Origin of the sequence: Derxia lacustris (genome assembly GCF_002105195.1) — a bacterium.
Classification (GTDB): domain Bacteria; phylum Pseudomonadota; class Gammaproteobacteria; order Burkholderiales; family Burkholderiaceae_E; genus Derxia; species Derxia lacustris.
Map to the genome: position 1 here is coordinate 23,350 of NZ_MUHU01000018.1, position 22,667 is coordinate 46,016.

Genomic DNA, 22,667 nt, shown 5'->3' on the forward strand with positions numbered 1-22,667 from the left:
TCGCCAGGGTTGGCGGCGCCGTGCGGCGGCAGTCCCTTGCAAGCGCCCGCTACGCTCGGCAGATTTGCTCGGCCGAGCCCAGAGCGCATGACGCGCCCCGGGCCTCAACCCGGCTCGGCACCTCCCACCGACCGCCGCCTCCATGCCCAGCCCAATCCTCCGCCGCGCCGCCCTCCTCCCCTGCCTGCTGCTGATGTACGCCGCCCCGGCCTCGGCCCACATCAAGTGGTTCAACAGCAAGATCAACCTGATGATTCCGCCGCGCGGCCTCGACGAGGTCGTGGCGCTCACGCCCTTCGCCTGGATCTTTGCCGCCGCGATCGCGGTGCTGTTCGCCGCGTCGCTGCTCGACTCGTATCTGGTCGGCCGCAACACCGGCATCGCGCAGCGGCTGGCCCGCGTCGACCGCAGCTTCGAGGGCCGCACCTATCTGTTCCTGCGCGTGCTGGTGGCGGTGTTCTTCGCCATCCTGGGCAGCGAGCACAGCGTGCTGCTCACGCCCGAATCGACCACCTCGGCCTGGTGGGTGGCCAATCTGCAATACCTGATCGCGGCCACCGCGCTGCTGCCGGCCACCGGCTGGATCGCGGCCACCGGCATCGTGCTGCTCTACGGCATGGGCATCGAATGCCTCGGCCTGTTCCACATGCTCGACTACCCGGCCTTCCTGGGCGCGGCCGCCTATCTGCTGCTGATGTCGCTGCGGCCCGAGCTGCATGTGCGCGCGCTGGCCATCCTGCGCATCGCCACCGCGCTCACGCTGATGGTCGGCGCGGCCGAGAAGTTCGGCTATCCGAACTGGAGCTTCGAGCTGCTGCACGACTACCCGGTGCTGCGCTTTGGCATGACCGATCTGGAGTTCTACATGGCCGGCGCCGGCATGGTCGAATTCGCGCTCGCCTATCTGGTGCTGTTCGGCCGGCTGTCGGGCAAGGCCGGCTCGGCGCTGCTGTTCTGCCTGATGTCGGCGGCGATCCTGCTGTTCGGCTGGATGGACTTCGTCGGCCATGCGCTGTTTCTGGCGGCGCTGTTCGCGCTGACCTGGAACCGCAACCCGATCGCCGAGCGGATGCAGGTGCGCGGCCGGCATGGCGTGCTGGCGACGGCGGCGCTCAGCAGCCTGCTGTTCGCCGCGCTGCTGCCGGCGGCGGTGGCCGGCTACCGCTATGCCGACATCCATCTGGTGACGCTGTGCAGCACCCAGCCCAACGGGGTGCATATCCATCGGTAAGGCACGGCCGGCGGCGCCTCACTGGCCGGCGCGCGCCGCCATCACCCGGCCCAGATTCAGCTCGATCCAGTCGGCCAGCGCGCCGACCCGCGCCGCCACCTCCTCGCCCAGCGGCGTGAGCCGGTATTCGACGCGCGGCGGCACCTCGGGATAGGCGGTGCGCTCGACGAAGCCGTCGCCCTCCAGCCCTTGCAGCGTCTGCGCCAGCATCTTTTCGCTCACGCCGCCGACCTTGCGCCGCAGCTCGCTGAAGCGATGCACGCCCTGTGCAAGCGCGACCAGCACCAGCACGCCCCAGCGGCTCGTCACATGCTGGAGCACCGCGCGCGACGGACAGGCCGCCGCCATCAGCTCGCCGCGCCGCAGCGCCTCGGACAAGCCGACGCGCGGCTCGGCCATCACTGCCGGATTCACTGCCGCCGCCGGCCTGGCGCGCCTGCTCTTGACCGTTGCCATGACACTTACCTTTTTGTGCGTACTTACGTTTCGTTAGTGCCAAGTCTAAGCTGCGCGGCACCTCAACGACAGCACTGGAGTCACCCATGATTGCCATCACCGGCGCCACCGGCCAGCTCGGCCGCCTCGTCATCGACGCGCTGCTCGCCAGCGTGCCCGCCAGCCAGATCGTCGCCGCCGTGCGCAACCCGGCCAAGGCCGCCGACCTGGCCGCCAAGGGCATCGCGGTGCGCGAAGCCGACTACTCCAAGCCCGAGACGCTCGCCGGCGCATTTGCCGGGGTGGACAAACTGCTGCTCATCTCGTCGAGCGAAGTGGGCCAGCGCACGGCCCAGCACACCGCCGTGATCGACGCCGCCAAGGCCGCCGGCGTGAAGCTGCTGGCCTACACCAGCCTGCTGCATGCCGACACCTCGCCGCTCGCGCTCGCCGCCGAGCATGTGGCGACCGAGCAGGCGCTCAAGGCCTCGGGCCTGCCGCATGTGCTGCTGCGCAATGGCTGGTATGTGGAGAACTATCTGCTGGCGCTGCCGACCGCGCTGGAACACGGCGCGCTGCTGGGCGCGGCGGGCGAAGGCCGCATCTCGGCCGCGAGCCGCGCGGACTACGCGGCGGCCGCTGCGGCCGTGCTCACCAGCGCCGAGGATCAGGCCGGGCGCGTGCATGAGCTGGCTGGCGACGAGTCCTACTCGCTGGCCGAACTGGCGGCGGAGATTGCCGCGCAGGCGGGCAAGCCGGTGGTCTACAACAACCTGCCCGAGGCGGCCTACAAGGATGTGCTGGTGAGCGTGGGGCTGCCGGAAGGCTTTGCCGCGCTGCTGGCGGATTCGGATGCGGGCGCGGCCAAGGGGGCGCTGTTCGATGGCGGGAAGGGGATCGGGGCGCTGACGGGGAAGGCGACGGTGACGGTGAAGGCGGCGGTGGCGGCGGCGCTCAAGGGCTGAGCAAAGGGTTTGATGAGGGCGCGCTCATTGCCATACCTCGCGCGTCGTCTTCAGCTCATGCGCCAGCGCGCGCAGCCGGCGCCAGCCTGCCGCGCGCTCAAGCCCGGTCTCGGCATGCAGCTGCTCGACCACGCCGGCCAGCAGCGACATCGGCGCTTCCTCCAGCAGGCTGCTGACGATGCCGCGCAACATCCGGCGCCGGGCCGGATTTGTCTGCTTGCCTTTGCGCCCGCGCTTGGCGACCGTCCGGTCACAACGACAAACGCGGGATGACGGATGGCGACGCAGGACTTGGCGGCAAGTGTCGGGCGCGAGCGGACGCGACGGCTGGGCTGGCTGGCGGCGGCGACGGCGCTGCTGCTGGCGCTGATCGTGGGGCTGTACTGGTTTGCGCAGCAGAAGCAGGCGGCGCTGGGAAGTCGGTATGAGCCGGCGCCGGAGTTGATGGAGCAGCCGCTTGAATGGCTGCTTGCGCCGCGCGAGACGAATCGGTTTTTGCGGCCGGTGCCGAGCTTGCGGGATGTTGCTGGAGTGTCGGAGGTACCCAATCTCAAAAGCGTGCATTTCGCCAGTGACGGCTTGCGCGGATGGGCCGTCGGAGACGGCGGCACCATCCTCGCCACCGACAACGGCGGGCGCTCATGGGCTGTCCAGGCCAGGGATTCAAGGTCTTGGCTCAACTGCGTGACTTTCGCCAGCGACGGCTTGCGCGGATGGGTCGTCGGAAACGACGGCACCGTCCTCGCCACCGACAACGGCGGACGCTCCTGGGCCCTACAGACCAACAATTCAAAGTCTTGGCTCAACAGCGTGACCTTCGCCAGCGACGGCCTGCGCGGATGGGCCGTCGGAATGAGCGGCGCCATCCTTGCCACCGACAACGGCGGGCGCTCATGGGCTGTCCAGACAAACAATTCAAAGTCTGTCCTCGCCAGCGTGACCTTCGCCAGCGACGGCCTGCGCGGGTGGGCCGTCGGCTCCGACGGGAACATCCTCGCCACTGACAACGGCGGACTCGCCTGGACTGGCCAGGCCAGCAATTCAAAGTCCATGCTTACCGGGGTGACCTTTGCCCGCGACGGCCTGCGCGGTTGGTCCGTGGGAGATGGCGGCACCATCCTCGCCACCGACAACGGCGGGCGCTCCTGGGCCCTACAGACCAACAATTCAAAGTCTTGGCTCACCAGCGTGACCTTCGCCAGCGACGGCTTGCGCGGGTGGGCGGTCAGCGATGCGGGAACCGTCCTCGCCACCGACAACGGCGGACGCTCCTGGGCCGTCCAGACCAGCGATACAACGGCCAGGCTCACCAGCGTGACCTTCGCCAGCGACAACCTGCGCGGCTGGATCGTCGGCGACGACAGCACCATTCTCGCCACCACCAACGGCGGCAAAACCTGGCACCAGGCCGCCACCTACTCCCGCAGCCCCGCCCCCTGGTTCTACCTCGCCAGCGTCGCGCTGCTACTGGTCTTCGCCCGCGCCACCCTGCCCGCCGGCTGGCGCCGCGACCTCGCCGGTCTCATCCTCGCCCACCCCGTCGCCGACGGCCCCATCGACGACAGCCGCCACGACCGCCTGCGCTTCACCCCCATCGTCGAGGCGCTCGCGAGCTTTCTGCGTCATGACGCCACCCGCCCGCCGCTCGCCATCGCAATCACCGCGCCCTGGGGTCGCGGCAAGAGTTCGATGATGGCCATGCTCAGGCAGCGGCTCGACCGGCTCGGCGGGCGCACCGTCTGGTTCAACGCCTGGCATCACCAGAAGGACGCGGTCGCGCTCGCCGCCCTGCTCGGCGTGCTACAGCGCGAGGCGCCGCCGCCGTGGTTCAGCCTCGCCGGGCTGCGCTTCCGGTTCTGGCTGGTGGTGCGGCGCTGGCGCCGCGCGCCCTTCCTCACTGCCCTGCCCGCATTGATGGCCCTGGTGCTGCTGTTCGGGCCGCTGGCCGTCATCGGCGGGTCGGTGCTCGACCGCACCGGCAGCTTCAAATGGCTGGCCGGCCAGGTCACCGCGCTGGCGCAAGCCCTGCCCAGCCATCCGGCGGTCGAGCAGCTGTTTGCCGGCAACTGGGCCGGCTTCTTCAAGGCCAGCCTGGGCCTGCTCGGCAGCGAGCCGTCGCGCGTGCTGGGGCCGCTTGCCGCCTGCCTCGTCGTGGTGGTGTCGGTCGCCTATCTGCTGCTCTACCTGCTGCGCAGTTTTCCGGACCGGCCGGGCGTGCTGCTCGCCACGCTCGGCAAGGACTTCAGCACCCGCGTGGCCGACGAGCAGACCACCTTCCGCGCCCGCTTCCGCGAGCACTTTGCCGACGTGTGCGAGGCGCTGCGCCCGGGCACGCTCACCGTCTTCATCGACGACCTGGACCGCTGCTCGCCCGACACCTGCGCCGAGGTGCTGGAGGCGGTGAACTTCCTCGTCACTTCGGGCAACTGCTTTGTCGTGTTGGGCGTCGCGCGCGAGATCGTCGAGGCCCAGCTCGGCAAGCACTTCACCGACCTCGCGACGCTGCTGCCCGAGCTGGAAAGCGCGCGGCGCGGCGAAGTGCCCGCCGCCGACTCACCGCCCGCGCCGGACAGCACGCCAGCCGCGCGCCAGCTCGCCTATGCCCAGGCCTATCTGCGCAAGCTGGTGCAGATCGAGATTCCGGTGCCGGCGCTGTCGGCCGAGGCTGGCGCCGCGCTGCTGCGCTCCGACGAGGACGATGGTGCGGAGGAAGCCAGCCACGGCCTGCACGACGCGCATGTGCGGCTTCGAGCGCGGCAGCAGGCGCAGCGCTGCGCAAGGGCCGAGCGATGGGTGCATCGGCTTGACCTTGGTTTCGCCGGATTTCGCTGGGTCGCTCGCGCCGCCGTGGTCGGCTGGCTTGTCGGCTGGATCTGGATCAACGCCGACCCTTGGCTCGGCCAGCTGAAAAAGCAGGAAGCCAGCCGCCAGACCGAAACACGCAACACGCTGATGGCACACGAAAGCACCGAGCGGCCGAAGCTCATCGCCTATGTCGAATGGCTCAAGCGCAGCCCGGCGCCAGTCACGCCCAAGCCAGGCGACGCAAAGCTGGCCGGCGAACTCGCCGCCTTGGCCAAGGAGAACAACGCCGCACGCATCAGCGAGGCCGAGCGCCGACTGAAGAAGGTGGACGAGCAGCTCGACCGACTCTCGGCTGCGGCCGACCAATCCCAGCACGGCCTGTTTGCGGAGAGGGAAGCCCAGACCACCGTCTTCCTGCGCGAAACGCTCGACTGGATCGGCAAGGACGAGGCTTATGCGCTGCACCTGGAAGCGGGCCGGAAGTCGGTCAGCGCGCCCAATGTGTCGACCCAGCCGCGCGAGCCGGCCCCGCTGCGGGATGTGCCGGCGGCGTCGGGCGAGCCTGCGCCGGTCGATGACGACAGCGGTCCGTCGCTGGTGTGGCTTCCGGTCGCGGTGCTGATCACGCTTGCGGGCTGGCGCGGCTGGCGCATCTGGAACGAGTCACCGCGCGCGGCGGCGGATCGCCGCTATGCCGAAGCGGTGAAGGTCTGGCAGTCGCTCTTCATGGTTGAAGACCGGCTGCGCGCGCCGCGCGAACTCAAGCGCTTTCTCAACCTGAGCCGTTATGTGAGCGTGCGGCTGAATCTGCCGGTGTATCGGCGGCAGACGCTGGCGGAGAGCGTTGTCAGCCGACTGATGCCCGCCCTCCTAGAGGACCTCAGCGCGACACCGAGTGTTTCTGAAACCTCCGTTGTCGGGTTATCGGCGCTCTACCTGATTAAGCCGAAGGAGGTGCGAGTGCGAGACGACGTTGCACGCTTCCTATCGGCCCCGCATGCCGACTCCTTTTATCTCGCTGGGCTTGCGGAGAAGAGGCCGTTGGAACCAGTCAACGGCTACTACTTATTGCTGACCACGCGGCTACTCGAAATTCGGACCGCGCTGGTCGAACCTGACTCAACGGAATGGGAATGGAGCGACAGCGACGTGAAGGCATTTCTTGAGGTTGTTAGTGAACTGAGAACTGACGACTGATTCGCAGAGCGAAATCAAGCCGCCTCCACCTCCTCCCCCAGAAACCCCCCACTCTGATGCGCCCACAACCGCGCATACAACCCACCCTTGGCCAGCAGCTCCGAGTGACTCCCCTCCTCCACAATCCTTCCGTGCTCCAGCACCACCAGCCTATCCATCGCCGCAATCGTCGATAGCCGGTGCGCGATCGCCACCACCGTCTTCCCCTCCATCAGCGAATAAAGACTGGCCTGGATCGCCGCCTCCACCTCGCTGTCGAGCGCGCTGGTGGCTTCGTCGAGCAGCAATATCGGCGCGTCCTTCAGCATCACGCGGGCGATGGCGATGCGCTGGCGCTGGCCGCCCGACAGCTTCACGCCGCGTTCGCCCACATGCGCGTCGTAGCCGCTGCGGCCCTTGGCATCGGCCAGTTGCGCGATGAACTCGTCGGCCTCGGCGCGGCGCGCGGCGGCCAGCATGTCGGCGTCGCCGGCGTCGGGCCGGCCGTACAGGATGTTGTCGCGCACCGAGCGGTGCAGCAGCGAGGTGTCCTGCGTGACCATGCCGATCTGCGCGCGCAGGCTTTCCTGCGTGACCGCGCTCACGTCCTGGCCGTCGATCAGCACCCGGCCGCCCTCGGCGTCGTAGAAGCGCAGCAGCAGATTCACGATGGTGCTTTTGCCCGCGCCCGAGCGGCCGACCAGCCCGATCTTCTCGCCCGGCCGTATCGCCAGATCGAGCCCGTCGATCACCTGGCGCGCGCCGCCATAGCCAAAGCGCACCCGCTCGAAGCGCACCTCGCCGCGCGTGACCTTGAGCGGCTTTGCGTCGGGCTGGTCGACGACCGCATGCGGCCGCGCCAGCGTGGCGATGCCGTCCTGCACCGTGCCGATCTGCTCGAACAGCGAGGTCATTTCCCACATCACCCAGTGCGAGATGCCGTTGAGCCGCAGCGCCATCGCCGTGGCCGCCGCCAGCGCGCCCGGGCCGATCTGGCCCCGGCTCCACAGCCACAGCGCCAGACCCGCCGTGCCACCGACCAGCAGCACGCTGAGCGCATGGTTCACCACCTCCACGCCGGTCACGAGCCGCATCTGGCCATGCACCGTGGCCATGAATTCGCGCATCGCGCCGCGCGCATATGACGCCTCGCGCCGGCCGTGCGAGAACAGCTTGACCGTGGCGATGTTGGTGTAGGCGTCGGTGATGCGGCCGGTCATGAGCGAGCGTGCATCGGCCTGCGCCTCGGACGTGCGCGCGAGTCGCGGGATGAAGAAGAACATCGAGCCCACATAGCCCGCCGCCCACAGCGCAAAGGGCAGCAGCAGCCACCAGTCGAAGCCGGCCGCCACCGCCGAAATGGTGGCGAAGTAGATGACCGCGAACACCAGGATGTCGGTGAGGATGAACACCACCTCGCGCACCGCGAGCGCGGTCTGCATCACCTTGGCCGAGACCCGGCCGGCAAATTCATCCTGATAGAAGCCCATGCTCTGGCCGAGCATCAGCCGGTGAAAGTTCCAGCGCAGCCGCATCGGAAAGTTGCCGGCCAGCGTCTGATGCTTGAACGCCGATTGCAGCGCCACCGCGCCGATGCTGAACAGCAGCAGCGCGCCCAGCCAGGCCAGCGTGGCGCCGTGCGCGGCCACAAAGGCGGCCGGCGTGGTGTCGGTGGTCCAGTCCACGAGCTTGCCCATGATGGCGAACAGCACCGCCTCGAACACGCCCACAAAGGCGGTCAGCGCCGACATGCCGAGGATGAAGGGCCGCATGCCCTCGGTGCCGGCCCAGAGGAAGCGGAACAGGCCGCGCGGCGGCGTGACCGGCTCGGGCGCGGGATAGGGATCGACAAGACGTTCGAAAAAAGCGGCCAGCACGCGAAGCTCCAACGGCAAAAGCAAAACCTTGCAGCCTGATTGCTGCACTGCGCCGAAGTCTGCAACAAGCTGTGCACGACCGTGCCGTTGACCTGATGCAAGGCCACAGTCGCGGCGCCGCGCAATGATTTCTCCACCGACTACAAGGCGCTGACGACCACCATGACAACCTCCCATCCCGTACTGCGCCGCGCGCTGGTACTGCTCGTTCTTCTGGCGCTGGCGGCGGGCGGCGGCTGGTATTGGTGGCGCTCGCGGCCGGTGCCGCTGCCGGCCGGCATCGTGCAGACCAACGGTCGGGTCGAGGCGGTGCAGATCGACGTGGCGACCAAGCTGGCCGGCCGCGTGGCCGAGGTGCTGGTGCGCGAAGGCGATCTGGTCGAGGCCGGGCAGGTGATCGCGAAGATGGACACCGCCGCGCTCGATGCCCAGCTGGCGCAGGCCCAGGCCCAGGTGGCGCAGGCGCGCGACTCGGTCGCGGCGGCGCAGGCGGTGGTCGATCAGCGCAACGGCGAGCTGACGCTGGCGCAGAACAATTTCTCGCGCTCCGAAGACTTGGTGGCGCGCGGCTTCATCAGCCCGCAAAAGCTCGATGTGGATCGCTCGTCGATGCTCACCGCGCGCGCGGCGGTGGCGGCATCGAAGGCGCAGGCGGTGGGCGCCGGCTCGGCCGTCAAGGCGGCGCAGGCGGCGGTCGACCGGGTGCGCAGCGATCTGGCCGACACGGTGCTGAAGGCGCCGCGCGCCGGCCGCGTGCAATACCGGCTGGCCGAGCCGGGCGAGGTGCTGGCGGCCGGCGGCAAGGTGGTGAGCCTGCTCGATCTGGCCGATGTGTACATGACGGTGTTCGTGCCCGAGGGCTCGGCCGGACGCGCGGCCATCGGCGCCGAGGCACGGCTGATCTTTGATGCCGCGCCCGAGTACGTGGTGCCGGCGCGCGTGAGCTTTGTGGCGGCCGAGGCCCAGTTCACGCCCAAGACGGTCGAGACCAGCCAGGAGCGCCAGAAGCTGGTGTTCCGCGTCAAGCTGGCCATCGCGCCCGAGCTGCTGCGCAAGTACCAGACCCGCGTGAAGGCCGGCGTGCCGGGGCTGGCCTATGTGCGCGTCGATGAAGCCACGCCCTGGCCCGACAAGCTCGCCGTGAAGCTGCCCGCAGAATGAATCTTCCGCCGCAGGACAGCGTCGCGCGGCTCGCGGGCGCCGAACACCGCTACGGCAAGACCGTGGCGCTTGCCGGCGTCGATCTGGCGATTCCGGCGCGGCGCACGGTCGGCTTCATCGGGCCGGACGGCGTGGGCAAGTCGACGCTGCTGGCGCTGGTGGCCGGCGCGCGCAAGTTGCAGCAAGGCAGCGTCGAGGTGCTGGGCGGCAGCATTGCCGATGCCGAGCATCGCGCCAGCGTCTGCCCGCGCATCGCCTACATGCCGCAGGGACTCGGCAAGAATCTCTACCCGACGCTGTCGGTGCGCGAGAACCTCGACTTCTTCGCCCGGCTGTTCGGCCTCGATGCCGCGAGCCGCGACGCCAAGATCGCCGAGCTGCTCGACGCCACCGGCCTCACGCCCTTCCCCGACCGGCCGGCCGGCAAGCTTTCGGGCGGCATGAAGCAGAAGCTGGCGCTGTGCTGCGCGCTCATCCACGACCCCGATCTGCTCATCCTCGACGAGCCCACGACCGGCGTCGATCCGCTGTCGCGGCGCCAGTTCTGGGAGCTGATCGAGCGCATGCGCGCGCGCCGGCCGGGCATGAGCGTGCTGGTCGCCACCGCCTATTTCGACGAGGCCGAGCGCTTCGACGAACTGGTCGCGATGGACAGCGGCCGCGTGCTGGCGCAGCAGACGCCGGCCGCGCTCAAGGCGAGTACCGGCGCGACCACGCTCGAACAGGCCTTCGTCCAGCTGCTGCCGCCCGAGCGACGCGGCACGGGCGGCGTGTTCACCGTGCCGCCGCGCAGCGTGGCCGACGGCGCCGAGCAGATCGCCATCGAGGCCACCGGCCTCACGCGCCGCTTCGGCGATTTCACGGCGGTGGACGGCGTGAGCTTCCGCATTCCGCGCGGCGAGATCTTCGGCTTCCTCGGCTCCAACGGCTGCGGCAAGACCACCACGATGAAGATGCTCACCGGCCTGCTGCCCGCGACCGAAGGCAGCGCAAAACTCTTCGGCAAGGAGGTCGATGCCAACGACCTTGCGACCCGCAAGCGCGTGGGTTTCATGTCGCAGGCCTTCTCGCTCTACAGCGAGCTGAGCGTGCGGCAGAACCTGGCGCTGCATGCGCGGCTGTTCCAGCTGCCGCGCGCGCGCATCGCGCCGCGTCTGGCCGAGCTGGCCGAGACCTTTGGCCTGGATGCCTGGATGGATCAGGTCGCCGACAGCCTGCCGCTCGGCGTGCGCCAGCGGCTGTCGCTGGCGGTCGCGGTCATCCACGAGCCCGAGCTGCTCATCCTGGACGAGCCCACGTCGGGCGTGGACCCGGTGGCGCGCGACCAGTTCTGGGCGCTGCTCGTGGACCTGTCGCGCAACAAGGGCACGACCATCTTCATCTCGACCCACTTCATGAACGAGGCCGAGCGCTGCGACCGCATCTCGCTGATGCATGCGGGTCGCGTGCTCACGCAGGGCAGCCCGGCCGAGATCGTGCAGGCGAGCGGCAAGGCCACGCTGGAGGACGCGTTCATCGCCGCGCTGGAAGCGGCGGCGGGCAGCCCGCCGGCGCCGGCCGCGCCAGCTGAAGCCGCCGAGGTGGCGCCGCCGATGCCGGCCGACGGCAGGACCGTGGCGGCGGCACTCGCCGACTCGGCCGCGCCGCCCGACCTGGCGCCCGCCGCCGCGCCCGCACCCGCCGTCCACGCCCGCCCGGCCGCCTTCAGCCCGCGCCGGCTCTGGGCCTATGCCCGGCGCGAAGCCACCGAGCTGCGCCGCGACACCATCCGCCTGGTGTTCGCGCTGCTCGGCCCGCTGCTGCTCATGACCGTGTTCGGCTACGGCATCACCTTCGACGTGGAAGGGCTGAGCTATCTCGCGCTCGACCGCGACGGCTCGCCGGAAAGCCGGCTCTATCTCGAAGGCTTCGCCAGCTCGCGCTACTTCCGCAACCTGGGCGCGGTCACCGATCCGGCCGCGCTCGACACCGCGCTCAAGCGCGGCGACGTCAAGTTCACGGTGGAGATTCCGCCCGGCTTTGGCCGCGACCTGCGCCAGGGCCGCGTGCCCGAGGTGATGGTCGGCATCGACGGCTCGATGCCCTTTCGCGCCGAGACCAGCCGCGGCTACATCGAGGGCGTGCATCACGCCTTCATCGCGCGCATCGCCGCCGACAACGGCGTGTCCATCGCCCAGCCCTTCACCGTGGAGGAGCGCTACCGCTACAACCAGGACTTCCGCAGCGTCTACGCGATGGTGCCGGGCGTGCTCATGCTGCTGCTCATGCTCATCCCGCCGATGATGACGGCGCTCGGCGTGGTGCGCGAAAAGGAGCTGGGCTCGATCATCAACTTCTATGTCACGCCCACCACCGGCATCGAATTCCTGCTCGGCAAGCAGCTGCCCTACATCGGGCTCGCGCTGCTCAATTTCGCGAGCCTGACCGGGCTGGCGCTGTTTCTGTTTCAGGTGCCGTTCAAGGGCGATGCGCTCACCTTTGCCGCCGGCGGCCTGCTCTATGTGGCGGCGAGCACCGCCTTCGGGCTGTTCGTCAGCTGCTTCGTCGGCAGCCAGATCGCCGCCATCTTTGCCACCGCCATCCTGGCCGTCATGCCCACCGTGCAGTTCTCCGGCTTCATGATGCCGGTGGCCTCGCTGTCGCTCGACGGCAAGCTCATCGGCCGCGCCTTCCCCAGCACCTGGTTCCAGCACATCAGCGTGGGCAGCTTCACCAAGGCGCTGCCGCCCGGTGCGCTGATGTTCGATCTGGCCATGCTGGCGCTGACCGCCGTGGCCTACATCACCGCCGCGCGGCTCGCGCTGCGCACCCAGGACAAGTGACCATGCGCGCCATCCTCTGGCTCGGCTGGAAGGAAATCATCAGCCTCGCGCGCGACGCCGCGATGGTCGGGCTCATCGTCTACGCCTTCAGCTACGCCGTGATCGGCCCGGCCAAGGGCGCGCGCATGGAGTTGCGCGACGCGTCCATCGCGGTGGTCGACGAAGACCGCTCGCCGCTCTCGGCGCGCATTGCCGATGCGCTGCTGCCGCCCTACTTTCTGCCCGCCACCACGCTCAGTGCGCGCGACATCGACAGCGCGCTCGACGCCAGCAGCACCACCTTCGTGCTCGACATCCCGCCGCGCTTCCAGGCCGACGTGGAAGCCGGCCGCGCGCCCACGCTACAACTGCATATCGACGCCACCGCCATGTCGCAGGCCGGACGCGGCAGCGCCTATGTGCAAACCATTGCAAGCCAGGAGGTGACCAGCTTCACCGGCCACGCCAGCAGCACGCCGGTGGCGCTGGTCACGCGCTCGCGCTTCAACCCCAATCTGGAGGAAGCGTGGTTCATGGGCATCTCGCAGATCATTTCCAACATCACGATGCTGGCGATCATCCTGTCGGGCGCGGCGGTGGTGCGCGAGCGCGAGCACGGCACGCTGGAGCACTTGCTGGTCATGCCGCTGCGGCCGAGCGAAATCATGCTGGCCAAGGTCTGGTCGAGCGCGCTGGTCATCGTGGCGGTGTCCACGCTGTCGCTCAAGCTGGCGGTGCAATGGGCGCTCGATGTGCCCATCGCCGGCTCGGTGCCGCTGTTCATGCTGGGCACGGCGCTCTACATGTTCAGCATGACGTCGCTCGGCATCTTCCTGGCCACGGTCGCGCGCTCGATGCCGCAGTTCGGGCTGCTCGCCTTCCCGACCTTCATCGTGCTCAACCTGCTGTCGGGCGCGATGACGCCGCTCGACAGCATGCCGACGTGGCTCCAGAACGCGATGCTGGTGTCGCCGACGCGGCATTACGTCGACTTCGCGGCGGCGATCCTGTTTCGCGGCGGCGGGCTCGATGTGGTGTGGAAGAGCTTTGCGGCGGTGATCGCGATTGGCGCGGTGTTCTTTGCCGGCGCGCTGATGCGGTTCCGCAAGACGCTGGCGGCGGCTCAGGGCTGAGCCGACAAGTCGACAGCTTGGCTCAGATCCGAGGCCGCCTCAGTCCGGGTGCCGCAAAGGCGAACTTTCGGCATACGCCAATCCAGCTTCGAAAAAACTGCGCAGCCATGTGTTTTCGGCCATGCCGGTCAGCGTCTCGAAACCTTCGGCAAACCACCGGCATGGCCAGCGCGTCATGACATCCGAAGTGAGATAGCGCTCAAGCCGGGCAAGCGTTCCTGACGGCAGCGCCGCCACCACCGGAATCGATGCAAGTCGGCCATAAATCTCGGGATGATCGGGTAGCGGCAGACACCAATGCCATCGTGAGTCACGCAAATGCTCGCGAATATCCCTCCGGCAGAAGTCTTCGCTCAGCAAAGGACCGGACAGGGAAAACGAATCGGGCCACACGAATTCGTCCTGCTCTTCCTGGGATTCCAGCCGGTTCGGCGAACGGCTGGCCAGCCACTCCCGATACAGCCGACGATCAACCTCGACTTCCAAATATCTCGGGCCATGCGATGCCGGTATGTGACGCCCCTGAGGTCGGCTCATGAGCTGCCTCGCGGTCGCCTGCTGCCGTGCAAGTTTTTGTGCCTTCCACTCCGCCCGCAGTTCCGACTGAGTCCGGGCAAGGTCGGGATGGACCAGCCAGCGCATTGGCAGAGCCCCTGTTCGCAAGGCATCTTGCAATTCCGCCATCGTCAGCCAGACCCGGGCACGGTCTACCCGGATTTCCAGGCACGCAAACCCCGCTTGGAGCAAGGCCATTGCCTTGTCGTCGGACACATCGGCAGTGACAACCACTTCAATCGCAGTTTCTGTTCCTTGCACCGTGGCGAGAACGTCCGCCCGATAACCGAGTACGGCGTGCTCCAGACGTGGATTTCCAAGCGGGGTCAAACCTGCGGGGACGACGGACTGACAGCGTCGCAGCGCACCGTCCCAGATTTCTGCGGCGAGTTCTGGCACATGCAATTCGCCCAGCGCAAGCAGCGCAGCCTTGGTCGCCGCATGCAGCGCTGACTCAACCCCTGCGCGCCCACAGGCGACAGCTTGGTCATGCGCGAAATGTGGGCGCCGTCCGCCACCACGAGAGTGCTTGGCCAGAACGGAGCCTTGGCACTCAAGGCAAATGCAGTCTGCGTCCCGGCCGGAGGGAACATCGAGAGGACCGACGACCCGCCCGTCCTCGCGCCGACGGGCAAAGGGGACAAGCAAATCCGAAAGCTTGGAAGACATGAGACGGGCGCGAATTGAACCTGACGCCAAAGGCTCGACGCCCCGCCTGTTTGGCGCAATGACGAATCACGCCAAGTCGAACGCGACAACGCTCCCACCGTTTGCCAACAGAGGGGCTTCAGTCGTCAATCGTCAATCGTCTACACGCTCAGTCTTCAAATGCACAAGCCGGTGTACCAGCGTGTGCATGCCGGTATAGGGGGCTTGCCCGTCGTGGGCGGTGGTGACGGCGGCGCGCGCCTGAGCCCGGCGCGTGGCGGTATCGAGCAATGCCTTGCTGGCGGCCCAGTGCCCGCCCTGCCCCTTCGCATAGCCGGGCAAGTGAGCTTGCAGGCGGCGCAGCGCGTCGTCGCGGTGCAGCGGCGCGTTCACATCCTCGAAGTGCAGCAGCAGCCAGAGTTCAAAGCAGGGCACCGAGGCGATCGCCTCGAAGGGCACGGGCCGCTTCTCGTCGTTGCGGTGCCTGCCGTCCAGCGCCGCCGCCTTGGCGAGGGCGGCATGGTAGGTGGCGTGGTCGTCGCGGTCGAACACGCAGCACACGCGGTCGAATTCGCGCGGGCGCAGGCCAAGCCGCGCGTCGCCATTCAGCAGCAGGTGCTCGGCGTAGTCGACGATCTGGATTGGCGACGTCCCCCAATCGCTGTGCAGCACCTGCACGTTGGCAGTGGGCAACCGCAAGTCCTGCCGGATTTCTTCGATGTAGTTGGGTTCGGTCTTCTTGCCTTCGCAGACGATCAGCAAACGCTCGACGGGTTGCCGCGTTGCCTTCTGGCGGCCCAACGCTCTGGCTGCCTGACGGTGGCGCGGCTGGTTGTCGCGGCCCATGCGCTCAGGCGCCGGTGGACGAACGCTGCGCACCACCGCGCGTGGCGCCACGCGGGCCGGGCGGCAGGGCGATGGCGGGCAGGCTGCGCAGCACCGGCACCGCGCCGTAGCGCCCGGCCAGATAGCCGCGTTCCAGTGCCTCGTGCTTGCGCGGACTGAAGTCGCTGAGCGGATAAAGCCGCGTGGCCTGGTCGGCGTCCTTCTCGGTAAACCAGATCTGGTCGCGCCGGAACAGGCCCTGATCGAGCAGCGAGGTGTCGTGCGTGGTGAACACCAGCTGGGCGCCGCGCGGATTGAGCGCCGGGTCGTGAAACATGGCGACCAGCCGGCGCACCAGCAACGTGTGCAGGCTGCTGTCGAGTTCGTCCACCACGAGAGCGCGGCCATCGCGCAGCACGTCGAGCACCGGCGCGACAAGGCAGTAGAGGCGCTGCGTGCCTTCGGATTCCTCGTGCAGTTCGAAGCTGGCCTTGCCGGCGGAAGTGCTGTGCTCGAACAGCGGGACGAGGATTTCGCTCTCTTCCTTGCCCATGTGCACCACGCCATCGGCGCCGAAAGCGAAGTTGTCGGTGACGCCTCGCATGGCGGTGGTTTTCACCTCGGCAATGCTGATGTCGGCAGTCGACAGGAAATCGCGCACGGCCAGGCGCCCCGCTGCGCTGGCGAGCAGGTGCGTGGTGAGTTCGTGATTGAGCGACGCATGCGCCGGCAGGTAGACGAGGCAATCGACGATGGCCCGATACACCGGAACCATCTGGTCGGCATTGAGCTGCGCGGCCATCGACAGAAAAAGCGCATTGGCCCGCGTGCTGTCCTGCCAGAGCTTGCGTGCGCCCTTGAGATAGGCGCTGAACTCGTAAACATCGCGCTCGCCATCGAAACGACGGCTGAACCATTGCGTGGGCTTGGCGCTGTGCCAAACCACCAGCGACTCGCTGACGATGCGCTGCGCGGTCATCTCGAAGGCGTACTGGTGCCGCAAGCCGGCGTGAACGAAGCTCAGCTCGAAGGCAGTGGGCTCGGCGGCCCGGGCCGGATCGAGCCGGAACGGCTGCACGTTGTAGGTCTGGCCCGGCTGGATGACGGTCGCCGATTCGGCCACCACGGCGCGCATGTAGTCGAGCGCCTTGAGCAGCGTGGTCTTGCCACTGGCATTGGGGCCGTAGATGACGGCGCTGCGCACCGCCTGCGCGGGCGACTTGAGGCCGGTGGCGCCGGTATGGCTGGCGGCCAGTTCGCGGTCGGCCGAGGCGACGAAGCTCAGGCACTGTTCATCGCGGATCGAGCCGAAATTGCGCACCCGGAATTCGAGCAGCATGGCGGTCTCCGTTGAAAATTTTTCTGATATTCGCATGTAGTGAGCAAATTCAATCGTCATTTTTACTTTCACGGATGAGCGTCGGCCGGCGACACCGCAAGACTCATCACGACACATCCCGATGCAATCCACTTGCATCGTCTTTTCCCGATATGCCAATATCCCGATCAACCGATAAGCCCCACCCACCATGGACATCGACGAAATCCTCAAGGCCCTCGCCAACCCCATCCGCCGCGAAATCCTCGGCTGGCTGAAAGACCCGCAAACCCACTTCACCGAGCAGAACCACGCCTGGGAAGAAGGCGTCTGCGTCGGCCGCATCTACGAGCGCGCCGGGCTGTCGCAATCGACCGTGTCGACGCACATGGCGGTGCTCGAACGCGCCGGTCTCGTCACCTCGCAGCGCGCCGGCCAATGGGTGCTCTACAAGCGCGACGAGGCGGCCATCGCCGCCTTTCTGCAAGCCATGAAGTCCGATCTCTGACCCTCACTCCGGCGCGAAGCGGCCCGCACGAGGCCGCGCCAATCACTCTCCTCCCCGCCCATGCCTCTCGCCCTGCTAGCGCTTGCAATCAGCACCTTCGCCATCGGCACGACCGAGTTCGTGGTGATGGGTCTGCTGCCCGAAGTGGCGCGCGACCTTGCCGTGTCCATCCCCACGGCCGGCTGGCTGGTGGGCGGCTATGCGCTCGGCGTGGCCTTCGGCGCGCCGCTCATGGCCATCGCCACGCTCAACCTGCAGCGCAAGGCCACGCTGCTGCTGCTGATGGCCATCTTCATCGCCGGCAACGTGATGTGCGCGCTGGCCGACAGCTACTGGCTGCTGATGGCGGCGCGCGTGGTCACCTCGCTGTGCCACGGCGCCTTCTTCGGCATCGGCTCGGTGGTGGCGGCCACGCTGGCCGCGCCCGAGCGGCGTGCGTCGGCGGTGGCGCTGGTGTTCGCCGGGCTGACCATTTCCAACATCGTCGGCGTGCCGCTCGGCACGGCGCTCGGCCAGGCCCAGGGCTGGCGCATGACCTTCTGGGCGGTGAGCGGGCTGGGCGTGATCGCCTTTGTTTCGCTGCTCGCGCTGCTGCCGAGTCAGCCCGCGCCGCGCAGTGCCGGCATCGGCCATGAACTGCGCGCGCTGCTCGACCGGGGCCTCGCCTGCGCGCTCGGGCTGTCGGTGCTGGCGAGCACGTCGATGTTTGCGCTGTTCACCTACATCGCGCCGCTGCTGCTCGACATCACGCAGCTGTCGCCGGAAGGCGTGACCGGCTCGCTGCTGGTGGCCGGCGCCGGCGCCACGGTCGGCAATCTGCTCGGCGGCCGGCTGGCCGATCGCGGCATCCGGCGCGCGATGGCCCAGGCCTTCGGCGCGACCGCGCTGGTGGCGGCCGCATTCGCCTGGACCGCGCATTCCTTCGTGCTGGCCGAGATCACGGTGTTCCTGTGGGCGACGGCCAGCTTTGCCAGCGGCCCGGCGCTGCAACTCAATGTGGTGAACCACGGCCATCGCGCGCCCAACCTGGTGGCGACGCTGAACATCGGCGCGTTCAACCTCGGCAACGCCATCGGCGCCTGGATCGGCGGGCAGACGATTGCGCTTGGCCTCGGGCTGAACGCGGTGCCGGTGGTCGCGGCCGTGGCGGCGCTGATCGCGCTCGGCGCATCGCGGCTGGCGCCGCAGTTGCCGGCACATGCGCCGGCCACCGCCAACGCCTGAGCCGGCGCGCTCGAAGCGCAAGACCGCCTCCGCCTCCGCCACGACGCAGCACGCAGCACGCAGCACGCAGCACGCAGCACGCAGCACGCAGCACGCAGCACGCAGCATCAAACCCCGATTCACCCGCCCGCGCACCCGCCCGGCGGCATTCCAAGGAGAAGCCATGCACTCGTTGTTCGAACCCATCCGCGTCGGTGACCTCGACCTGCCGAACCGCATCTTCATGGCGCCGCTGACGCGCTGCCGCGCCAGCGTTGGCCGCGTGCCCAACGCCCTCATGGCCGAGTACTACGCCCAGCGCGCGAGCGCCGGACTCATCCTGTCCGAAGCCACCGCCGTCACGCCCGACGGCGTCGGCTATCCCGACACGCCGGGGTTGTGGAGCGAGGCCCAGGTCGAAGGCTGGAAGCTGGTGACCAAGGCCGTGCACGACGCCGGCGGCCGCATCTTTGCGCAGCTCTGGCATGTGGGCCGCATCAGCGATCCGATCTATCTCGACGGTCGGCTGCCGGTCGCACCGAGCGCCATCGCCGCCGGCGGCCATGTGAGCCTGGTGCGCCCCGAGAAGCCCTTCGTCACGCCGCGCGCGCTGGAGCTGGCCGAGATTCCCGGCGTCGTCGAGGCCTATCGCAAGGGCGCCGAGAACGCGAAGCTGGCCGGCTTCGACGGCGTGGAAATCCACGGCGCCAACGGCTATCTGCTCGACCAGTTCCTGCAGGACGGCACCAATCACCGCACCGACGCCTACGGCGGCAGCCTCCAGAACCGCGCCCGCCTGATACTCGAAGTGACCGACGCCTGCATCGGCGTGTGGGGCGCCGGCCGCGTGGGCATGCATCTGGCGCCGCGTCGCGATGCGCACAGCATGAGCGACAGCGCCCCGGCCGAGACCTTCGGCTACGTGGCGCGCGAGCTGGGCAAGCGCGGCATCGCCTTCATCTGCGCGCGCGAAGCCGTGGGCGACGACAGCCTCGGCCCGCAGCTGAAGCAGGCTTTCGGGGGCATCTACGTGGCGAACGAAAAGCTGACGAAGGAAAGCGCGCAGGCGCTGCTCGACGCCGGCACGGCGGATGCGGTGGCCTTCGGCAAGGACTACATCGCGACGCCCGACCTGGTGACGCGGCTGGAACGTGGCGCGGCGCTGAATGCGCAGGACTTCGGGACGTTCTACGGCAGCGGCGCCAAGGGCTACACCGACTATCCGGTGCTGGCTGGGTGAGGCGGCGGCGGTGGCGGGCGGGTGGCGGCTTCCGGTGCATACGGACGCATCCGCCGCTGAACGCGGCGGATTCCCTTCGCTCCCTTCGGTAGCCCGCCGGCCGGCATGCCAACTCGGCCTGCGGCCTCAAACAGGCATGCCTGAACGCCTGCGGCGTTCACCGGCATCTACCTCGTGCGCTCGGTGCGTCCGAATGCACCGGAACCCGCCACCCGCCCGCCACCGCTTCATGTTCATGGGCAGACAGGGCCGCTGCGCGGCCCTCGGTTTTCAGTCGCCTCACTCAGGCGCCGCCCGCCCATCCCCTCGCGCGCGGCGCCGCTGCCCCCATCAAGCACAATCGGCCGCATGACTGAAGCCCAAGCCCAATCCTTCGCCACGCTGCCGCTCGCCCCGGCCGTGCTCGCCAACCTCGCCACGCTCGGCTACGACGCGATGACGCCGATCCAGGCCGCCAGCCTGCCGCTCGCGCTCGCCGGGCGCGATCTCATCGCCCAGGCCCGCACCGGCAGCGGCAAGACCGCCGCCTTCGCCATTCCGCTGCTCACGCGGCTCAACCAGCGCTGGTTCGCGCCGCAGGCGCTGGTGCTCTGCCCCACGCGCGAACTGGCCGATCAGGTCGCGCAGGAAGTGCGCCGCCTCGCCCGCGCCGAGGACAACATCAAGGTGCTCACGCTGTGCGGCGGCACCACCATCGGGCCGCAGATCGGCAGCCTGGAGCACGGCGCCCACGTCATCATCGGCACGCCGGGCCGGATCATGGATCACCTGGATCGCGGCACGCTCAAGCTCGACGGCATCAACACCCTGGTGCTCGACGAGGCCGACCGCATGCTCGACATGGGCTTCGTCGACGACATCACCGCCGTGGCCAAGCTGTGCCCGCCGGCGCGCCTGACGCTGCTGTTCTCGGCCACCTATCCCGACGGCATCAAGAAGCTGGCGCAGCAGTTCATGCGCAATCCCGAGCAGATCGTGGTCGCCGGCCAGCACGCCACGACCAAGATCCGTCAGGTGTTCTATGAAGTGGAGGACGACCGCCGGCTGCATGCCGTGTCGATGCTGCTCGACCACTGGCGGCCGGTGAGCACCATCGCGTTCTGCAACACCAAGCAGCAGTGCCGCGACCTGACCGACGTGCTGCGCGCGCAGGGCTATTCGGCGCTGGAACTGCATGGCGACCTCGACCAGCGCGAGCGCGATCAGGTGCTGATCCGCTTTGCCAACCGCAGCTGCTCGGTACTGGTGGCGACCGACGTGGCGGCGCGCGGGCTCGACATCGCCCAGCTCGAAGCGGTCATCAATGTCGACGTGACGCCCGATCCCGAGGTGCATGTGCACCGCATCGGCCGCACCGGCCGCGCCGATGCCGAGGGCCATGCCTTCAGCCTGGTGAGCCACAAGGAGATGCACCGCGCGACCGCCATCGAGCGCGAGTCGGGCCGCGAGCTGGAATGGGCGTCGCTCGACACGCTCAAGCCGGCCGACGGCGAGCGGCTGCGCCCGCCGATGACGACCGTGCAACTGCTCGGCGGCAAGAAGGAAAAGATGCGCCCCGGCGACGTGCTGGGCGCGCTGACCAAGGACATGGGCTTTGCCGGCAAGCAGATCGGCAAGATCAACGTGACCGACTGGAATACCTACATCGCGGTCGAGCGCGCAATCGGCCAGAGCGTGCTGAGCAAGCTGCTCGCCGGCAGCGTGAAGGGCCGGCGCGTGAAGGGGCGGCTGCTCGACGACTGAGCGGCGCTTGCGGTCTGCGGCGGCGCTGCATTGGCGCCGCGAGCCGCGTGGCCGACGCCAGCGTCAGGCGCCAGCCAGCTCGGCTGGCGGCACGCTCGCCAGCAACTCCTCGGCCAGCGCCTGCGACATGCCCGCGATGTCGAGCGCATTGCCCGAGGTGCCGAACGGCTCCTCGATCTCCTGCGCCAGCGCCTCCAGCGCAAAGAAGGGATAGGCGACGAAGGTGGTGACCAGCGGCGTCAGCACGCCCACCGTCTGCGCCAGCCCGAACGGCAGCGCGATGCAATACAGATGCACCGTGCGATGAATGATGAGCGAGTAGATGAAGGGCAGCGGCGTGCCCGCGATGCGCTGGCAGCTGGCGAGCGCAAATTCAAGCCCGGCGAGCTGGCTGTCGATGGCGGGCAGCAGGATCGGATCGATCTCGCCGGCGCGGCGCGCCTCGGCCAGCTGCTGCGCGATCAGCGTGACGACGGCCTGCGGCCGGCAGGGCGCGGCCATCACCGTGGCCAGCTCGTCCGACGTGAGCCAGGGCGCGATGCCGGCGCGCGGATCGCAGTCGTGCAGCTGGTAGCGCAGCGCATGCACGAAGGCCGCCAGCAGCCGCACGATCTGCTGGGCGCGCGCCGGTGAATCGAGCAGCGTGACCGACTGCCGCGCCACGCTGCGCGCATGGATGACGACCAGCCCCCAGAGCTTTCGCGCCTCCCACCAGCGGTCGTAGCTGGCGCTGTTGCGAAAGCCCAGGAACACCGCCAGCGACACGCCGAGAAAGCCGAACGGCGCCGGCGTGTAGCTCAGGTTCCACGGCCACGGCAGCCGCGACGCATACCAGGCCCAGCAGCCCATCGCGAAGGTGAGCACGAGCTGGAAGGCAATGCGCGGCAGCACCGAGCCGCGCAGCATGAAGAGCATGCGGAACCAGTGGGGGCGGGGTTGGCGGGGCATGAGTGGGCCGGAAGTGACGGGGGCGCAATGCTAGCTGCGCCGCGAACATGGCGGTGGCCGCTCGTCAGGCAGGAACACGCGATTCCAATCCGCAC

General features: G+C 68.5%; 17 protein-coding genes. 10 read left to right on the plus strand and 7 right to left on the minus strand.

The window, feature by feature from the left end; all coding sequences use genetic code 11:
* Nucleotides 1–142: 142 nt before the first annotated feature.
* Nucleotides 143–1,231, plus strand: a complete 1,089-nt coding sequence (locus B9P64_RS15015; protein ID WP_139826309.1) for a hypothetical protein — start codon at nt 143–145, stop codon at nt 1,229–1,231.
* 18 nt (nt 1,232–1,249) lie between these two features.
* Here B9P64_RS15015 and B9P64_RS15020 read toward each other — a convergent pair whose 3' ends face one another.
* Complete coding sequence (locus B9P64_RS15020) at nt 1,250–1,630, minus strand: winged helix-turn-helix transcriptional regulator (RefSeq protein WP_139826312.1); 381 nt, start codon at nt 1,628–1,630, stop codon at nt 1,250–1,252.
* A 143-nt stretch (nt 1,631–1,773) separates the two neighbouring features.
* Between B9P64_RS15020 and B9P64_RS15025 the strand changes: the two genes are divergently transcribed.
* Complete coding sequence (locus B9P64_RS15025; protein ID WP_085316682.1) at nt 1,774–2,631, plus strand: SDR family oxidoreductase; 858 nt, start codon at nt 1,774–1,776, stop codon at nt 2,629–2,631.
* Between the two features lie 24 nt (nt 2,632–2,655).
* On the opposite strand, the gene B9P64_RS27030 is transcribed toward B9P64_RS15025, so the two are convergent.
* A complete protein-coding gene (locus B9P64_RS27030) occupies nt 2,656–2,820 on the minus strand; it encodes a hypothetical protein (RefSeq protein ID WP_217808688.1) in 165 nt (54 codons plus the stop codon).
* Between the two features lie 87 nt (nt 2,821–2,907).
* Between B9P64_RS27030 and B9P64_RS15030 the strand changes: the two genes are divergently transcribed.
* The gene (locus B9P64_RS15030) at nt 2,908–6,633 is read left to right on the plus strand and encodes a YCF48-related protein (protein ID WP_085316683.1); all 3,726 of its coding nucleotides are present in this window, start codon (nt 2,908–2,910) and stop codon (nt 6,631–6,633) included.
* Nucleotides 6,634–6,647: 14 nt separating this feature from the next.
* On the opposite strand, the gene B9P64_RS15035 is transcribed toward B9P64_RS15030, so the two are convergent.
* Entirely contained in the window at nt 6,648–8,486 is a 1,839-nt protein-coding gene (locus B9P64_RS15035) for an ABC transporter ATP-binding protein (RefSeq protein ID WP_235840001.1), read from the minus strand.
* Nucleotides 8,487–8,651: 165 nt separating this feature from the next.
* On the opposite strand from B9P64_RS15035, the gene B9P64_RS15040 reads away from it, so the two are divergent.
* From B9P64_RS15040 to B9P64_RS15050, 3 genes are read left to right on the plus strand one after another with little or no spacing between them, the layout of a single operon-like run.
* The gene (locus tag B9P64_RS15040; protein WP_085316693.1) at nt 8,652–9,650 is read left to right on the plus strand and encodes an HlyD family secretion protein; all 999 of its coding nucleotides are present in this window, start codon (nt 8,652–8,654) and stop codon (nt 9,648–9,650) included.
* Nucleotides 9,647–12,472, plus strand: coding sequence for a ribosome-associated ATPase/putative transporter RbbA (gene rbbA, locus B9P64_RS15045; RefSeq protein ID WP_085316684.1), 2,826 nt, complete (start codon nt 9,647–9,649; stop codon nt 12,470–12,472). Before B9P64_RS15040 ends, rbbA begins: the two co-directional genes overlap by 4 nt.
* Nucleotides 12,473–12,474: 2 nt before the next feature.
* Nucleotides 12,475–13,584 (plus strand): ABC transporter permease, encoded by a 1,110-nt coding sequence (locus B9P64_RS15050; protein ID WP_085316694.1) that lies wholly within the window; start codon nt 12,475–12,477, stop codon nt 13,582–13,584.
* 39 nt (nt 13,585–13,623) lie between these two features.
* Here B9P64_RS15050 and B9P64_RS24490 read toward each other — a convergent pair whose 3' ends face one another.
* The 3 genes from B9P64_RS24490 to B9P64_RS15065 form a co-directional block, all read right to left on the minus strand.
* Nucleotides 13,624–14,808, minus strand: a complete 1,185-nt coding sequence (locus tag B9P64_RS24490) for a competence protein CoiA family protein (RefSeq protein WP_139826311.1) — start codon at nt 14,806–14,808, stop codon at nt 13,624–13,626.
* A 132-nt stretch (nt 14,809–14,940) separates the two neighbouring features.
* On the minus strand, nt 14,941–15,633 hold the full coding sequence (locus B9P64_RS15060; protein WP_085316686.1) for an RloB family protein: 693 nt from the start codon (nt 15,631–15,633) through the stop codon (nt 14,941–14,943).
* Nucleotides 15,634–15,637: 4 nt separating this feature from the next.
* Nucleotides 15,638–16,951 carry an AAA family ATPase gene (locus B9P64_RS15065; protein WP_085316687.1) on the minus strand — a complete coding sequence of 438 codons (1,314 nt, stop codon included), beginning with the start codon at nt 16,949–16,951 and terminating at the stop codon, nt 15,638–15,640.
* A 190-nt stretch (nt 16,952–17,141) separates the two neighbouring features.
* On the opposite strand from B9P64_RS15065, the gene B9P64_RS15070 reads away from it, so the two are divergent.
* The 4 genes from B9P64_RS15070 (at nt 17,142) to dbpA (ending at nt 21,624) form a co-directional block, all read left to right on the plus strand.
* Nucleotides 17,142–17,438 carry an ArsR/SmtB family transcription factor gene (locus B9P64_RS15070; protein WP_085316688.1) on the plus strand — a complete coding sequence of 99 codons (297 nt, stop codon included), beginning with the start codon at nt 17,142–17,144 and terminating at the stop codon, nt 17,436–17,438.
* A 60-nt stretch (nt 17,439–17,498) separates the two neighbouring features.
* Entirely contained in the window at nt 17,499–18,662 is a 1,164-nt protein-coding gene (locus tag B9P64_RS15075; RefSeq protein WP_085316689.1) for an MFS transporter, read from the plus strand.
* A gap of 163 nt (nt 18,663–18,825) precedes the next feature.
* Nucleotides 18,826–19,881, plus strand: a complete 1,056-nt coding sequence (locus tag B9P64_RS15080) for an alkene reductase (protein WP_085316909.1) — start codon at nt 18,826–18,828, stop codon at nt 19,879–19,881.
* A gap of 348 nt (nt 19,882–20,229) precedes the next feature.
* Nucleotides 20,230–21,624, plus strand: coding sequence for an ATP-dependent RNA helicase DbpA (dbpA, locus tag B9P64_RS15085; RefSeq protein WP_085316910.1), 1,395 nt, complete (start codon nt 20,230–20,232; stop codon nt 21,622–21,624).
* Between the two features lie 63 nt (nt 21,625–21,687).
* Here the strand turns inward: dbpA and B9P64_RS15090 are convergent, their stop codons facing one another.
* Nucleotides 21,688–22,572 (minus strand): bestrophin family protein, encoded by an 885-nt coding sequence (locus tag B9P64_RS15090; protein WP_085316911.1) that lies wholly within the window; start codon nt 22,570–22,572, stop codon nt 21,688–21,690.
* Nucleotides 22,573–22,667: the final 95 nt, after the last annotated feature.